The 15,646-nt window shown below is 38.8% G+C and carries 15 protein-coding genes, 1 tRNA gene, 1 other RNA gene and 1 other annotated feature; of the genes, 4 read left to right on the forward strand and 13 right to left on the reverse strand.

The genetic code is table 11. The features are described 5' to 3' along the window. Positions 1-267: 267 nt before the first annotated feature. The 7 genes from AN957_RS01550 to tadA all read right to left on the reverse strand — a co-directional run bounded on the left by AN957_RS01550 (position 268) and on the right by tadA (position 4,656). A complete protein-coding gene (locus AN957_RS01550) occupies positions 268-531 on the reverse strand; it encodes a pro-sigmaK processing inhibitor BofA family protein (RefSeq protein ID WP_053478147.1) in 264 nt (87 codons plus the stop codon). Between the two features lie 85 nt (positions 532-616). Continuing rightward, positions 617-835 carry a YaaL family protein gene (locus tag AN957_RS01555; RefSeq protein WP_053478148.1) on the reverse strand — a complete coding sequence of 73 codons (219 nt, stop codon included), beginning with the start codon at positions 833-835 and terminating at the stop codon, positions 617-619. A 21-nt stretch (positions 836-856) separates the two neighbouring features. Next, positions 857-1,453 (reverse strand): recombination mediator RecR, encoded by a 597-nt coding sequence (recR, locus tag AN957_RS01560; protein WP_053478149.1) that lies wholly within the window; start codon positions 1,451-1,453, stop codon positions 857-859. Positions 1,454-1,628: 175 nt separating this feature from the next. Then, a complete protein-coding gene (locus AN957_RS01565) occupies positions 1,629-1,949 on the reverse strand; it encodes a YbaB/EbfC family nucleoid-associated protein (protein ID WP_053478150.1) in 321 nt (106 codons plus the stop codon). Positions 1,950-1,967: 18 nt separating this feature from the next. Continuing rightward, a complete protein-coding gene (gene dnaX / locus AN957_RS01570) occupies positions 1,968-3,662 on the reverse strand; it encodes a DNA polymerase III subunit gamma/tau (RefSeq protein WP_053478151.1) in 1,695 nt (564 codons plus the stop codon). A 121-nt stretch (positions 3,663-3,783) separates the two neighbouring features. Beyond that, an RNA gene (gene ffs, locus AN957_RS26560) (signal recognition particle sRNA large type) lies at positions 3,784-4,048 on the reverse strand. Positions 4,049-4,125: 77 nt separating this feature from the next. Continuing rightward, a complete protein-coding gene (gene tadA / locus AN957_RS01575) occupies positions 4,126-4,656 on the reverse strand; it encodes a tRNA adenosine(34) deaminase TadA (RefSeq protein ID WP_379999993.1) in 531 nt (176 codons plus the stop codon). Between the two features lie 142 nt (positions 4,657-4,798). Here tadA and AN957_RS01580 point away from each other — a divergent pair, with 142 nt between their 5' ends. From AN957_RS01580 to AN957_RS01590, 3 genes are all read left to right on the forward strand, one after another. Then, positions 4,799-6,085 (forward strand): LysM peptidoglycan-binding domain-containing protein, encoded by a 1,287-nt coding sequence (locus AN957_RS01580; protein WP_056681947.1) that lies wholly within the window; start codon positions 4,799-4,801, stop codon positions 6,083-6,085. Between the two features lie 204 nt (positions 6,086-6,289). Next, complete coding sequence (locus tag AN957_RS01585; protein ID WP_056681951.1) at positions 6,290-6,931, forward strand: deoxynucleoside kinase; 642 nt, start codon at positions 6,290-6,292, stop codon at positions 6,929-6,931. Further along, positions 6,928-7,596 carry a deoxynucleoside kinase gene (locus AN957_RS01590; RefSeq protein ID WP_053478155.1) on the forward strand — a complete coding sequence of 223 codons (669 nt, stop codon included), beginning with the start codon at positions 6,928-6,930 and terminating at the stop codon, positions 7,594-7,596. The genes AN957_RS01585 and AN957_RS01590 overlap by 4 nt, the downstream gene beginning before the upstream one ends. A 115-nt stretch (positions 7,597-7,711) precedes the next feature. On the opposite strand, the gene AN957_RS01595 is transcribed toward AN957_RS01590, so the two are convergent. The 6 genes from AN957_RS01595 to guaB form a co-directional block, all read right to left on the reverse strand. After that, positions 7,712-7,804, reverse strand: a tRNA-Ser gene (locus AN957_RS01595). Between the two features lie 96 nt (positions 7,805-7,900). Further along, positions 7,901-9,181 carry a serine--tRNA ligase gene (serS, locus tag AN957_RS01600; protein WP_056681954.1) on the reverse strand — a complete coding sequence of 427 codons (1,281 nt, stop codon included), beginning with the start codon at positions 9,179-9,181 and terminating at the stop codon, positions 7,901-7,903. A gap of 98 nt (positions 9,182-9,279) precedes the next feature. Further along, positions 9,280-9,497: a binding site (T-box leader), on the reverse strand. Between the two features lie 69 nt (positions 9,498-9,566). After that, positions 9,567-10,145, reverse strand: coding sequence for a pyridoxal 5'-phosphate synthase glutaminase subunit PdxT (gene pdxT / locus AN957_RS01605; RefSeq protein WP_056681957.1), 579 nt, complete (start codon positions 10,143-10,145; stop codon positions 9,567-9,569). Positions 10,146-10,159: 14 nt separating this feature from the next. Beyond that, positions 10,160-11,041 carry a pyridoxal 5'-phosphate synthase lyase subunit PdxS gene (pdxS, locus tag AN957_RS01610; RefSeq protein WP_056681960.1) on the reverse strand — a complete coding sequence of 294 codons (882 nt, stop codon included), beginning with the start codon at positions 11,039-11,041 and terminating at the stop codon, positions 10,160-10,162. 161 nt (positions 11,042-11,202) lie between these two features. Beyond that, positions 11,203-12,582, reverse strand: a complete 1,380-nt coding sequence (locus AN957_RS01615) for a serine hydrolase (RefSeq protein WP_172797599.1) — start codon at positions 12,580-12,582, stop codon at positions 11,203-11,205. A 370-nt stretch (positions 12,583-12,952) separates the two neighbouring features. Next, entirely contained in the window at positions 12,953-14,416 is a 1,464-nt protein-coding gene (guaB, locus tag AN957_RS01620; protein ID WP_053478160.1) for an IMP dehydrogenase, read from the reverse strand. Between the two features lie 115 nt (positions 14,417-14,531). On the opposite strand from guaB, the gene AN957_RS01625 reads away from it, so the two are divergent. Beyond that, a complete protein-coding gene (locus tag AN957_RS01625; protein WP_056681967.1) occupies positions 14,532-15,497 on the forward strand; it encodes a YaaC family protein in 966 nt (321 codons plus the stop codon). Positions 15,498-15,646 lie beyond the last annotated feature (149 nt).

Raw genomic sequence — 15,646 nt, forward strand, 5'->3', positions numbered from 1 at the left:
ATAAAGAGTAAGATTAGCTCTTAAGTTTTAATACTTGAATTAACGTTGACGTTTTTTGTTCGTTCAGTTTTCAAAGAACAACTTCTTTTTATTCGCAGTTAAGCGACTTAACAAATATATCATTTATCATTTCTAGTGTCAATAACTTTTTAAAGTTATTTCAACTATGTCGTGGTGACGACTTTTAATATATTACCACCTAGTAATTATACAGTCAATACTTTTTTTATAAAAAATTGGACAGCTCATTAAAAAATCAGCTGTCCATTAAATAACCCAGGTTTGAATAGCTACTAATGCAAATAAACCAGGAATCCCTAAAAAACCGGAAATAGAAGATGTAATGAGATTTATAGGTACGTGGATGCCAAATTGATTGCCGAACGCATTTAAAAAGAACAAAAAAAGTGCGCCAATAAGTAATTTAATTACGCCCTGTCCAATAAATCTTACTGGCTTTAGAGGGGCTCCAATAAATAAAAGTAAAATAATTAATCCTCCTAATATGGAGATTACTACAACAGGCTCCAACAAAAAGTCCTCCTCTCAAGATACTTGTACTTTCATATTATGATATGCAAGTACAAATAAGACCTAGAAAGAAGGACATGCTTATTTATTTTCTTATCGTTATCTTTCTTTTCCTCACTTCTTTAAAAAGAAAGAAATATTTCGCTTCAGCAATCTTTGCCTGGCTGATTGCTTCTGCGGACGGGTCGAAGCTTTTTTCTAGCAGCTGCCGCTGACTATTCCAAGAATTCTTCAAGTCATTCACTTTTTCTAATAGCTGATCATCAAATTCCTTCCGAAGCCAGCCTTTTTTGCGAAATAACATCTATTCCGCCTCCATCTATTCTTAAACTTCTCTTCTTCCTTCTAATGCTTTTGAAAGTGTCACCTCATCAGCGTATTCAAGATCTCCTCCAACTGGCAGACCATGGGCTATACGTGTGGCACGAATACCTGATGGCTTTAAGAGTCTCGAAATATACATCGCTGTTGCTTCTCCCTCAATATTAGGGTTTGTTGCAAGGATAACCTCTTGCACTGTATCATCTTGCAGTCTCTTTAAAAGACTTGGAATATTAATATCCTCTGGACCAATGCCATCCATCGGAGAGATAGCTCCTTGAAGAACATGGTACAAACCATGATATTCTTTCATTTTCTCCATTGCAATCACGTCTTTTGGATCTTGAACCACACAAATAACCGTTCGATCCCTCTTTTGATCCTCACATATATAGCAAGGATCTTGATCTGTGATATGACCGCAAACGGAGCAGTACGTTAAATTCCTTTTTGCATTGACTAAAGCCTTTGCAAAATCGAGTACAGTGTCTTCCTTCATACTTAGTACAAAAAAAGCCAGACGAGCGGCCGTTTTCGGGCCGATACCTGGCAATTTCATAAAGCTGTCAATCAGCTTTGATATCGGTTCAGGATAATGCATATCTATTCCTCCTAGAAAAGCGTAAGCGCCTTGGTCATCGCCGTACAAACGCAGAAGGGCCGGTTCTTTCGATAAAGGAGACACCATGAACGATAGCGAATAGATGTCGACTTATCGTAGGGAGCGGACCTAAAGTTTTGTAGGCGATAGGACGCTTGTGCTAGACAATTCAGTCTTAGAACATTCCTGGGAGATTCATCCCTTTAGTAAATTGACCCATTGTATTATTTGTTAATTCATCTGCCTTTTTCAAAGCATCATTAGTTGCAGCCAAAACAAGATCTTGAAGCATTTCAATATCTTCAGGGTCTACAACATCTTCCTTGATATTTACCTCAAGCACCTCTTTATGTCCGGAAACAACAACTGTAACCATTCCGCCTCCAGCTGTTCCTTCAATTCTTTCTTCACCTAGCTTTTCTTGAGCTTCTGCCATCTTTTTTTGCATTTTCTGCATTTGCTTCATCATATTTTGCATATTTCCCATTCCACGCATCGTCTTTTCCTCCAATAATTATTCTTTAATTTCTATTAAACCTTCTCCAAATAACTTCATAGCCTCTGAAATCAGAGGTTCTTCCTCCATCTGGTTTATACTACCATCAGATTCGCCATCGTGCTGTGTATGAAGGAAATCTTCCCTGATTTTTTGCCATTGTTCATCAGGGACCCCTGCAATGTGCATTCGCTTCCCTAATATCTCATGCATTATATTTGCTAATGTTTCTAAAAACTTTGCATTGTCCATCGCCATTTGGCAATGAATCTCATATTTAAATTTAATAATGAAGGCACTTTGAGATGCTGCTACAGGCTCCGCTTCATTCAATAAGGCTGCTTGTGATCGCATTTGATTATGAACAAGCCGATTGAGCATATCGCCCCACTGACTCTTGATAGCCTTCAAGTCATCTTTTGTCGCTTGCTTTAGTATTTCATTGATTTTACCAACGGGAACTTGAAATCCTTTTCTCGAGCTTCTTTGTGGTTTCTTTTGAACAACCGGTTGGGCTTCATCGTTCACAGTAAGCCCATTTCTTTTTAAATCGCTTATCTCTTGTTCAAGCTGGTTAATTCTATTCAGTAATGGTTGAATATCACCAGTTGGTGTTGCCTGTAATCCTCCTTCAAGCTGACAAAGTTTAACAATTGCAACTTCAAGGAAGATTCGTGGATGATTCGTCCACCGCATATCTTGTTGTGCCTTATTTAATACATCGATTAATTTATAAAGCTCTTCTGGTTTTACTTTTTCTGCAAGAGTCTGGAATTCATCATCAAGCATGACTCTTTCTAACGATTCTTCTAATCTTGGTGCAGCTTTAAAAAGCAGCATATCTCGATAATAAAGAATAAAATCCTCTATAAATCGGGCAGGATCTTTTCCATGAAAAAGCAGTTCCTCAAGATATTCCAAACCGGCTGCAGCATCCCTTTCAAGAACTGCATTTGCTAACTTATTAAGAAAACCTTGTGATACAGCACCTGTGACAGTTAAAGCATCTTCAACAGTTACCCGATCCTCGCTAAAGGAAATGGCTTGATCGAGTAGGCTTAATGCATCACGCATCCCGCCATCAGCCGCTCTAGCTACAATTTGAAGGGCTTGCCCATCACATTGAACACCAGTCTCCTCGACAATTAGCTGCATTCTGCCTACAATTGCCTGTGCCGTAATGCGTTTAAAGTCAAATCGCTGGCATCTAGAAATAATCGTAAGCGGGATCTTATGCGGCTCTGTAGTAGCCAAAATAAAAATGACATGCCTTGGAGGCTCTTCCAGTGTTTTTAACAGTGCGTTAAAGGCGCCAATGGAAAGCATATGTACTTCATCAACAATGTAGACCTTATATTTCACTGATGTCGGTGCATACTTCACCTTGTCGCGAATATCCCTTATTTCTTCTACACCATTGTTTGAAGCGGCATCGATTTCAATCACATCTGGAATCGAACCATCTGTAATTCCTTTACAAGATGCGCATTCATTGCACGGCTCATTCACCGGGGCCCTTTCACAGTTAACGGCTTTTGCTAAAATTTTCGCCGCACTTGTTTTTCCAGTTCCTCTTGGACCAGAAAATAAATAAGCATGCGATATTTTTTGCTGAAGCAGGGCGTTTTGCAATGTCTTCGTTACATGCTCCTGTCCAACAACATCTATAAAGCTTTGTGGCCGCCAAACGCGATATAAAGCCTGATAACTCATCGACACGCCCCCTTCCTGTGCACTCTCCAACCATTATAACGTATCCCTGTTCTTTTTTAAAAGGAAACAAATAAAAAACTCATCTCAAATGAGATGAGTTTCATTTATAATAGTTAAACTGCCGTGCACCTTCCGTCGACTGACGCCCATAAGCGTTACTTAAGCAGTTAGCTCGGCCCAGGCAACCCTGCGGCACATGAGAGTGTCCACTTAATGCTGCTTCCTTCCGGACCTGACATGGTTCATGGATTCCCATTGCGCAGGACCCAGGCGTCAACACCACTTACTTAAGGCAGGCCCTACAGGACATCAGCCTCGGGAAGGGATTCAGCCTCGCTAGAGCGGATTGCGAGTACAGGGCACCGCTACCTCCCCACCTAGCACGGCAAAGTTGAAACCATATTTAGGTGTCACCCGAGTGACACAATATAAGTATACTAATATCATTTGTAAAAATCAATGCCTAACCATTGTTAATTCCTTCATCTATCTCCAATTGCTTCTTTCGTTGTTTCTTTTCTTCTTTCTTACGCAAACGCAGTCCTTTAAAAAAAGCAGATAGAAGCTCGCCACATTCTTTTTCTAACACTCCAGATACGACTTCACTCTGATGATTAAACCGATCATCTTGAAGCAAATTCATAAATGTGCCTGCACATCCGCCTTTTGGATCCTTTGCACCATAAACTACCTTTTTTATTCGAGAAAGCATGATAGCTCCAGCACACATCGGGCAAGGTTCAAGTGTCACGTACAAAACGGCATCTTCTAGTCTCCATGTTCCAAGTGATTGACATGCTTGATCAATAGCCATCAGTTCTGCATGAGCAATCGAGCTTTGGTTATGTTCCCTTAAATTATGTGCACGTGCAATAATTTCCCCATTCAGCACAATAACTGAACCAATCGGAACTTCCATTATTTCTTGTGCTTTTTTAGCCTCTTTTATTGCTTCTATCATGTATGTTTCATTTTGGTCTACATTTTGCAGCATCCTTCTCATTCCTTTTGCTTATTCCTCTATAAATTATATCATTTCTTTTTTCTCTCATTCATAAAATGTTGTAATGACTATTTTCTGATCAGACCATTTATTCAATTGCTGCCCCATTCGGTTTAATCTAGGAGGGAATAACTTGCAAATTCATGTTGTTCAGCCAAACCAATCCTTATATGGGATTGCACAAGCCTATGGTTCGAGCGTTAGTGATATTGTAGAAGCCAATGAACTTCCGAATCCAAACAATCTTGTAATCGGTCAAACTCTTGTTATTCCAATTATTGGCCAATTTTACTGGGTCCAATCTGGTGATAGCTTATATTCAATTTCTAGAAAATTCGGCCTTTCTTTTCAACAGCTCGCTGCTGTTAACGGCATTTCTGTTAATCAGCCTCTTCAAATTGGGTTTCGGCTTTATATTCCTCCCCGCCCGAAAACAGAAGCAGAGTTCAATGCCTATGTAGAACCGAGAGGTACAACGGTTGCTCCTAATTTAGAAGCTAGTGCAAGAGAAGCTGCACCGCATTTAACATACTTAGCACCCTTCAGCTTCCAAGTGCTCCGTGATGGCTCACTGAAGGAACCACTTCTTAACAATTTCCCTGCTATTTCTCGTGCAAATAACAATGTATTAATGATGGTCATTACAAATCAGGAGAATGATCAATTCAATGCTGAACTTGGGCAAATTCTTTTAAACAATATGCCAATTCAAGAGCGATTTCTAAACAATATCGTAACTACAGCAAAGAAATACGGTTTTAGGGATATCCATTTTGACTTCGAGTTTCTGCGCCCAGAAGACAGGGAAGCGTATAATCAATTCCTTCGAAAAGCAAAAGCACGCTTCCAGCAAGAGGGGTGGCTGATTTCTACAGCTCTTGCACCTAAGACAAGAGCAGATCAGCCTGGAGAATGGTATGAAGCACATGATTACAGAGCACACGGAGAGATTGTCGACTTTGTTGTTATCATGACATATGAATGGGGGTATAGCGGGGGTCCAGCTATGGCTGTTTCTCCAATTGGACCAGTAAGAGATGTAATCGAGTATGCAATAAGTGAAATGCCTTCTACAAAAATTATGATGGGGCAAAATTTATACGGCTATAATTGGACACTGCCATTTGTGCAAGGTTCAATAGCTAGAGCAGTCAGTCCCCAGCAGGCAATTCAGATTGCAGCAAACAACAATGCAGCTATCCAATATGATTATACAGCCCAAGCACCATTTTTCCGCTATACAGACAGTGAAGGAAAGCAGCATGAAGTTTGGTTTGAAGATGCTAGGTCCATTCAAGCTAAATTTAATTTGGTGAAAGAACTCAACTTAAGAGGAATGAGCTATTGGAAGCTTGGTCTATCCTTTCCGCAAAACTGGCTCTTAATCACAGAAAATTTCAACGTGGTAAAGAGAGCTTAACAAAAATCACAATATTCTTCCCTACTAACAGCTGGCCATACGCACAGCTGTTTTTTTCATTGCCCTCACACATTGAAATTCCATATCCCTCCCACCTAATAGTGTGATAAAATATCTTTTGTGTCATTAATGAACGATAGAGTCCTAACGGATACAATTTTATTAGATAGAAAAGTAAAAAGCGAAAGAGTAGGAGGGCAATCTATGGGGGGAACACCTTTTATTACTGTAGAGGGGCCAATAGGTGTCGGAAAAACATCTCTTGCCAAAGAGATAGCCGAACAGTTTCAATTTGCATTATTAAAAGAAATTGTTGATGAGAATCCATTTTTAGGGAAATTTTATGAGGACATTGAAGAATGGAGTTTTCAAACAGAAATGTTTTTCCTTTGCAACCGATATAAACAGCTAGGTGATATAAACAATCACTTTTTAAATAAAAATAAATCTGTTGTTGCAGATTATCATATATTGAAAAATTTAATATTTGCTGGTCGTTCACTAAATACAGTCGAATACCAGAAATATTTAAAAATCTATGAAATATTAACAAGCGATATGCCTAAGCCAAATGTGGTCATATATTTGCATGCCAGCCTTGAAACACTCTTAACCCGCATTAAGCTTAGAGGACGAGAGATTGAAAAAAATATTAGCCCTTTATATTTAGAGCAATTATCCATTGACTATGATAATGCTATAAATGACTTTGAAGCAAAACACCCGGACATTCCAGTACTGCGATTCAATGGCGATCATCTGAATTTTGTAAAAAATAAAAATGACTTATCTTATATACTTGATACGCTATCCACATTATTGAAAAAGAGGAGCATTCAATCATGAATTTAAGAAATAAATATGAGATCCCGGCAAACTCAGTGATTACCATTGCTGGAACAGTTGGGGTCGGGAAATCTACCATGACAAATGCACTTGCCAAAGCCCTTAACTTTCGCACATCGTTTGAAAAGGTTGATACAAATCCTTACTTAGATAAATTTTACGCTGACTTTGACCGTTGGAGCTTCCATTTGCAAATTTACTTCCTTGCAGAGCGCTTTAAAGAACAGAAACGTATCTTTGAATACGGAGGAGGCTTTATTCAAGACCGATCCATCTATGAAGATACAGGCATTTTTGCTAAGATGCATTTTGAAAAAGGGACCATGTCAAAAACTGATTACGAAACATATACAAGCCTTTTCGACGCAATGGTTATGACGCCTTATTTTCCACATCCGGATCTCCTTATCTATCTTGAAGGTTCTTTGGACGATATCCTTTCTCGGATTCAAGAAAGAGGCCGTCCTATGGAACAGCAGACACCGATTGCCTATTGGGAAGAAATGCATCAGCGCTATGAAAACTGGATTAATACATTTAATGCATGCCCTGTACTAAGGCTTAATATTAATGATTATGATATTATCAATCATGAAGATTCAGTTGAACCCGTTGTCGAACGGATCTCAGACTTTTTACGGCAAACACAATTATTAAAAAAATAGTCGCCACTACTGGCGACTATTTGCTTTATTAAGCATAAAAAAGAATAAAAAAACCGTTACAGCTCTTGTAACGATTTTATCTCCAATTTATGCGCATGTTAGATGTCAATTTAAATGGAGGAGGAAAGGGGATTCGAACCCCTGCGCGGTTTGACCCGCCTGTCGGTTTTCAAGACCGATCCCTTCAGCCGGACTTGGGTATTCCTCCGTATCGACAAGAAATACTATATCATTAAATTAATACGAAGTCAACGTTATTTTTAATATATTTTCTGAGCGGGTTTGACCCGCTCAGAACTGATACTTACTCCGGTTTAATAACATCCCTGTTTCCCATATATGGACGTAATACTTCTGGAATAATTACACTTCCATCTGCCTGCTGATAATTTTCTAAAATAGCGGCAACCGTACGGCCGATCGCAAGGCCAGACCCATTCAATGTATGGACAGCTTCAGGCTTGCCCTTCGGCTCGCGGCGGAATCGAATATTCGCACGCCTTGCTTGGAATGCCTCAAAATTACTGCAAGAAGAAATCTCCCTATATGTGCCATAGCTTGGGATCCAAACCTCAATATCATACTTCTTAGCGGCAGTAAAGCCAAGATCACCTGTACACATGCGGAGCACACGATACGGAAGACCCAATAGCTGTAAAACCTTTTCGGCATTCTTGGTTAGCTTTTCCAATTCATCATAAGAATCTTCAGGTTTTACAAATTTCACAAGTTCTACTTTATTAAATTGATGCTGACGAATGAGCCCTCTCGTATCACGTCCAGCAGATCCTGCTTCAGAACGGAAACATGCACTAAATGCTGCATAATTAATAGGCAGATCCTCAGCACTTAAGATTTCATCCCGATGCATATTTGTAACTGGTACTTCGGCAGTTGGAATTAAGAAGTAGTCTTCATTTTCAATCAGGAATGCATCCTCTTCAAATTTTGGAAGCTGCCCTGTACCTGTCATACTTGCACGATTCACTAAGTATGGCGGCAAGACCTCCTTATATCCATGTTCTTCTGTATGAAGATCGAGCATGAAGTTGAACAATGCACGTTCCAATCGCGCCCCAAGCCCTTTGTAGAATACAAAGCGGCTTCCCGTTACTTTCCCTGCACGTTCAAAATCAAGAATTCCTAAATCATCGGCAACATCCCAATGTGGCTTTGGATCAAAATCAAACTCGCGAATTTCTCCCCATGTCCAAGCTTCCTCATTATCATCTTCAGTCTCCCCAACTGGTACACTTTCATGCGGAATATTTGGGATGCTTAGCATTAAATGCTCTAATACCTCTTCTACTTCCCTTAATTCATCGTCAAGCTTTTTTATTTCATCGCCTACTTCTCTCATCTCCGTGATTAAATGATCTGCATCCTGCTTCTCACGCTTTAAGACCGCCACTTGCTGTGAAACCTCATTTCTTTTACTCTTCAGCTGTTCTGCTTCTACAATTAATTCACGGCGTCTTCCATCAAGCTCTTCGAATTTTCCTAAATCCCCAAGATCCTCTCCACGGTGCTCTAGCTTCTTTTTCACTTCTTCAAAATTTGCTCTTAAATACTTAATGTCTAACATAAATAATTCCTCCTTTTTAAATAAAAAATCATCATGCCATTTTCGATAAAAACCCTAATTTAATTATCCGCAGCAACACAAAAAACTCCCGTCCCCAAAAAAGGGACGAGAGTTACCCGCGTTGCCACCCTAGTTGAAAGCATAAGCTTTCCACCTTAAAATAATAACGGTTTTAACCGAAAGTAATTACTAACCTAAAGCGGCTTTCCATACTTTACTCGAGGATGGATTCACAAGCAGCATTCACCGATTTCCACCAGCCATCGGCTCTCTAAAGAATGAATAACCTGTTACTATTTCCTCTCATTGCTTTGAACTATTAGAATTTAAGTAATTCATAATTTACTACAATTATAAACGATTTGCAACCATATTATTCAAATATTTACTTTTTTGCTTCTTTAACCATGTTAATAAAATAACCAGTTAAACGGTGATCATCCGTTAATTCGGGATGAAATGAACAGCCAAGAATATTTCCTTCACGGGCAGCCACAATACGCTCCTTATGCTTAGCTAGGATCTCCACATTTCCTCCAGCTTGTACAATATGCGGTGCGCGGATAAAGACGGCTTGAAAATCTTCTGCAACACCCGCAATATCTAAATCAGCTTCAAAGCTTTCTTTCTGACGTCCAAATGAATTTCTTTCGACCTTCACATCCATAACACCAATATGCGGTTCATCGTAACCGACAATATTTTTTGCTAATAAAATCAAGCCTGCACAAGTCCCAAACATTGGCTTGCCTAACTCAGCAAATTCTTTCAGACTCCTCATAAAGTCATATTTATCAATCAATTTACGCATTGTGGTGCTTTCTCCACCAGGGAGAATTAGACCGTCTATTTCATCCAATTGTTCTTTACGTTTAATGACAATAGCTTCTGCACCGCATGCCTCGATAGATATTACATGTTCCCTTACGGCACCTTGAAGGCCAAGAACTCCAATTTTAATCATTCAGTATTCTCTCCTTACCAGCCGCGCTCCTGCATACGAGCTTCCGGAGCTAATGATGAAATTTCAATCCCTTTCATTGGAGCCCCAAGCTCTTTTGAAAGCTCTGCAATCAATTTATAGTCTTGATAATGGGTAGTTGCTTCAACAATTGCTCGAGCAAATTTAGCTGGATTTTCTGATTTAAAAATACCTGACCCTACAAAGACTCCGTCTGCACCAAGCTGCATCATAAGAGCAGCATCAGCAGGGGTTGCTACGCCGCCTGCAGCAAAGTTAACGACTGGTAGACGCCCAAGGTTCTTAATTTCAAGAAGAAGCTCGTACGGTGCTCCTAGCAGCTTAGCTTCTGTCATAAGCTCATCTTCATTCATTCCTACAACCTTACGAACTTGTGCATTTACCTTACGAATATGGCGGACGGCTTCTACAATATTTCCAGTTCCTGGTTCACCTTTTGTACGAAGCATAGTTGCACCTTCACCGATACGGCGTGCAGCCTCACCTAGATCACGGCATCCACAAACAAAAGGAACAGTATATTCTCTTTTATTTAAATGGTACTCCTCATCTGCTGGAGTTAATACTTCACTTTCATCTATGTAATCTACACCCATAGCCTCAAGTACTCGCGCTTCTACAATGTGACCAATACGTGCCTTAGCCATAACTGGAATTGTGACTGCATTCATAACTTCCTCGACAATGCGAGGATCAGCCATTCTCGCTACGCCGCCTGCTGCACGAATATCTGATGGAACTCTTTCCAATGCCATTACTGCAACCGCACCAGCTTCTTCAGCAATTTTCGCTTGCTCGGCATTAACGACATCCATGATGACGCCGCCTTTTTGCATTTCTGCCATTCCTCTTTTTACTCGATCTGTTCCTGTCTTCATTGTGCTCCCCCTTTGTCTTATACCATCAGCCATGGATGGGTGATTCAATAAAAAAATGCGGGCAAGGAAAATATTTCATTAAATCAATCGGAATAATTACCTTTCCCTAATGAAAATAAACAACAAAAAGGGTTTCCTGTCAAGACAGGAAACCCTTTTTGTTAAAACCAGCCTTTTACTGTTGAAGAAATACTGCCCCAGACATTTCCGAAGAAGCTGCCTATTCCGCGCATCATCAGCACAAACCAGTTCGCTTTTTCAACATCATCAGCAGCGACAACATCGACTTGAATATTTTTTTGTCCATCTTCAGTTAAAAAGTTTAATGCTTGTCCATCTTCTGCTTTTATTGTTAATGTACCAATCTTTTCTCCCTTTTTGATTGGTGCTGTCAACTCACCTTTATCGTTTAGCTTCTTTTTATCTAAAACGAGCTTAGGCTTATAATTTTCTTTTTCTCCATTCTTCACAACCATTGTAATCGGTTCTTTTGTTTGAATCTTTACCTTATCCTCTTTCCCTTTAGTTACAGGTAACGTTTTTTTCCCTTTTACCTGATAATTTTCAGGATATAATTCTTCTTTACTATAGTTGCCAAAAGCATAATCAAACATTTTTCTTGTTTCATCAAAACGAACCTTTTTATTTGTGTTATTTCCCTTTTCATCTTTGGCATTCATGATCACGGTAATGTAGCGCGTACCATTTCTCTCCGCAGTGCCCGTGAAGCATAGCCCTGCAAAGTCAGTCGTTCCAGTCTTCAAACCATCTACACCCTCATAGCCATAAATAAGAGATGGAAGCATCCAATTCCAATTTTCCATTTGAATCATGTCATCCGTACCTTCACGGAATTTCATTTTTGGTGTGCTTGCAGTTTCAAGAACCTCTGGAAAATCACTAATCAAACGTGAAGCTAGCTTTGCTGTCGCTCTAGGAGACATAACGTTTTCATCTTCAAGATTTCCAGTATGGTGAAAACCTTTTAAATCTGAGTTGTTTAATCCTGTAGAGTTAACAAATTTATAATCCTGCAATCCTAACTGTTCTGCCTTTTTATTCATCATTTTAACGAAATTGGCTTCTGAACCAGCGATTGTCTCAGCAATCGCAATCGTTGCCCCATTTGCTGAATAAATTGTCATTGCTTGATATAATTCACGAATACTATATTTTCCATCTCTGCGTAATGGAACATTCGATAAACGCGGGTAATCTTGAGATACTTTATAAACGTATTCATCTACTGCGTATTCCTGATCCCACTTTACACGTCCTTCTTTAATCGCTTCAAGCAGCAAATACTCAGTCATCATTTTTGTCATACTAGCAATGCCGAGTACTTGATCGGGATTTTTAGCATACAGCACTCTTCCTGTTTCTGCCTCTACTAAAATAGCACCATCTGCATTTATATTTAATATATCCTCTGCATGCGCTCTATTTAAACTCGGGAAAATTCCTAATACCATTATTAACACAAGGAAACTAGCAACATATTTACGATATTGTTTTATTTTCAATATAAAGCCCTCCAACATATTAGTACACTTTTGTTATTTTAACATAACTCACCCATAAAAAATAGGCAGATGAATTACCTATTTAGAAAAGCGGATGTGTCTCGCATAGAGGCGTATGGACTGGAGGGTTCTAATCCAGTTGCGGCTCCTAGCTCGAGGCCATAAGATGGACTGCTGCGTGGCTAAACAGTCACCTCACTATTTGATGGTAAAAGAAACACAAAGAGCACGAATGTTCCATGTTTCTTAGTGTAGTGAAGAGTACTAGACGCTGAGCGCTCATACTCGTGCAATGCTATCAAGGCGTTCCTTGTAGAGCTAGATAGTTTCTTTTTTTTAATTACAAATAAAAAAGCAGAGAAGAAATTTCTCCCCTGCTTTCATATGATTACATTGAATAATTGGGTGCTTCTTTCGTAATTTGCACATCATGTGGGTGACTTTCTCTTAATCCTGCACCAGTCATTTTTACAAATTGAGCATTTTCTCTTAAATCTGTTAAGTCCTTTGTACCACAATATCCCATTCCTGAACGCAATCCGCCAACAAGTTGATAGATCGTGTCTGAAAGAGGGCCTTTGTAAGGCAGGCGGCCTTCAATTCCTTCTGGAACAAATTTCTTATTATCCTCTTGGAAGTAACGATCCTTAGAACCTTTTTCCATGGATGCAACAGATCCCATTCCACGATATACCTTAAAACGACGGCCTTGGAAGATTTCCGTTTCTCCAGGACTTTCTGATACACCAGCTAGTAAGCTTCCTAGCATTACCGCGTGTCCGCCTGCAGCAAGTGCCTTAACAACATCGCCTGAGTACTTAATTCCGCCATCAGCAATAATTGTTTTTCCATGCTTCTTCGCTTCTGTTGCACAGTCATAAACAGCCGTTATCTGTGGAACACCTACACCTGCAACTACGCGTGTTGTACAAATGGAACCAGGACCAATTCCCACCTTTACAATATCAGCTCCTGCTTCAATCAAATCCTTTGTCCCTTCGGCAGTAGCGACATTCCCAGCGATAATAGCCAAATCAGGGTAGGTGCTGCGGATTTCACGAACTGTATCTAAAACACCTTTTGAGTGTCCATGAGCAGTATCAAGTACAATCACATCAACTTGAGATTTAACAAGCATCTCAACTCTTTTCATTGTATCCTTCGTAACACCAACAGCAGCTCCCACTAATAGACGCCCATGTTGATCTTTTGCAGAGTTAGGAAACTCAATGACTTTTTCTATATCCTTAATGGTAATTAACCCTTTTAGAATGCCATTACTATCTACTAAAGGTAGCTTTTCAATTTTATACTTTTGAAGAATTTTTTCAGCTTCAGCTAATGTTGTACCAACAGGAGCTGTAACTAAATTCTCTTTTGTCATTACATCTGAAATAATGATTGAGAAATCAGAGATAAAACGAAGATCACGATTTGTTAAGATACCAACAAGCTTTTGCTCTTCTTGATTGTTAACAATCGGAACACCGGAGATGCGGTATTTCCCCATCAAATGTTCTGCATCGAAAACTTGTTGTTCTGGGGTGAGGAAAAATGGGTCTGAGATAACGCCGCTTTCTGAACGTTTAACTTTATCTACCTGTTCAGCTTGCTGTTCAATGGACATATTTTTATGAATAATGCCAAGTCCGCCTTGACGAGCCATTGCAATTGCCATATCCGCTTCAGTAACTGTATCCATTCCTGCACTAATAATCGGGATGTTAAGCTTTACATTTTCCGTTAATTGGACACTTAAATTCACATCTCTTGGAAGAACCTCTGATTTGGAAGGAACAAGCAATACATCATCAAATGTTAAACCTTCTTTTACAAATTTACTTTCCCACATCTTTTTTACCCCCTAGACTCGAAAATATTATTAGTAGGTTATCAATTGGACAAAATACTGTCAAGATAACTTTAATATGTTAGATTTTTCTAATAATTACGGAGGGATATTTTTTATGTCTACATACACAAATTGGAACTCATTTCTTCCCTTTTTTTCGGCAAGCTCTACTCAAGACTATTTAAAGAACTGTTATCAGCAACGAAATCTTGAGAGGGCCGAAATTAATAGTTATGAAAAAAGCTATCCCTTTATATATTATCTTGAACATGGACAAATATATTACAAACAAGCAGAATTAGCCCCATTAATCATACAGCCAATCCTTCTTTTTTATGGATTTGTTCATTTAATCAAAGCATGTATATTAACAATTGATCCTAACTATCCTGAAACAACATCGGTTTTGGCACACGGTGTTTCCACAAGAAAAAAAAAGAAACAACAATACCAATTTTTTCAGGATGAAGTAAAGATTCAAAAAAGCGGGCTTTTTCCATACATGGCTGAGAAAATGTTTCACATGAAACAGTTAGAAGGGGAAAAAGCGACAATGGAAGAATTACTTATGCAAATACCTGAACTAAATTCATTCTTTTCTAGACTCGAAGGGAAAAATACTTTTTTACAAATAAATAAACAAAAAGATCTATTATCAATATCGAAATGTATTTTAGATGAATACCACATGACTGAATCTCGCTTTATTGAATACTGGAAAACAAAATCAATTTCAGAAATTATATTCGAGGATTCTAACGAAGATTTTATTAACTTTAAATATCCTCAATTACATATTGACAAAATTCTCCCTTTAAAATTTTCTTTAGAAGATAATCAACTTGCTTTTCCATTAAGACAAAGCGCATTAAACAACTTTCCTGAATTATTAATCCATTATTTACTATTATATAATTTAAGTATGATTGCACGCTATGAAACAGAATGGTGGAGTGAGACAATAAAAATAATGCCAAATCTTGATTATCCGTTTATTCTATCCTTTCTTAATATGACATCTAGGAAAGGTCCTTTCTTGATTTATCAATTTTTAATGAAAGAAAGACAACTATTGTATTAGCCTATTGAGTTTATACATGGATAGTCCTAGCTCTCGTAAATAACACAAAAAGAGCACCTTTACAGGTGCTCTTTTCATTTGCCTAGCGACGTCCTACTCTCACAAGGGGACAGCCCCTAACTACCATCGGCGCTGAGAAGCTTAACTTC

The organism is Cytobacillus solani, assembly GCF_001420595.1.
Lineage (GTDB): Bacteria > Bacillota > Bacilli > Bacillales > Cytobacillaceae > Cytobacillus > Cytobacillus solani.

Coding starts and splice junctions, on each gene's coding strand:
- AN957_RS01555 (WP_053478148.1), bottom strand. CDS start 835: ATGTTATTTCGCAAAAAAGGCTGGCTTCGGAAGGAATTTGATGATCAG.
- recR (WP_053478149.1), bottom strand. CDS start 1,453: ATGCATTATCCTGAACCGATATCAAAGCTGATTGACAGCTTTATGAAA.
- AN957_RS01565 (WP_053478150.1), bottom strand. CDS start 1,949: ATGCGTGGAATGGGAAATATGCAAAATATGATGAAGCAAATGCAGAAA.
- dnaX (WP_053478151.1), bottom strand. CDS start 3,662: ATGAGTTATCAGGCTTTATATCGCGTTTGGCGGCCACAAAGCTTTATA.
- tadA (WP_379999993.1), bottom strand. CDS start 4,656: ATGCTGCAAAATGTAGACCAAAATGAAACATACATGATAGAAGCAATA.
- AN957_RS01585 (WP_056681951.1), top strand. CDS start 6,290: ATGGGGGGAACACCTTTTATTACTGTAGAGGGGCCAATAGGTGTCGGA.
- AN957_RS01590 (WP_053478155.1), top strand. CDS start 6,928: ATGAATTTAAGAAATAAATATGAGATCCCGGCAAACTCAGTGATTACC.
- serS (WP_056681954.1), bottom strand. CDS start 9,181: ATGTTAGACATTAAGTATTTAAGAGCAAATTTTGAAGAAGTGAAAAAG.
- pdxT (WP_056681957.1), bottom strand. CDS start 10,145: ATGATTAAAATTGGAGTTCTTGGCCTTCAAGGTGCCGTAAGGGAACAT.
- pdxS (WP_056681960.1), bottom strand. CDS start 11,041: ATGAAGACAGGAACAGATCGAGTAAAAAGAGGAATGGCAGAAATGCAA.
- AN957_RS01615 (WP_172797599.1), bottom strand. CDS start 12,582: ATGTTGGAGGGCTTTATATTGAAAATAAAACAATATCGTAAATATGTT.
- guaB (WP_053478160.1), bottom strand. CDS start 14,416: ATGTGGGAAAGTAAATTTGTAAAAGAAGGTTTAACATTTGATGATGTA.
- AN957_RS01625 (WP_056681967.1), top strand. CDS start 14,532: ATGTCTACATACACAAATTGGAACTCATTTCTTCCCTTTTTTTCGGCA.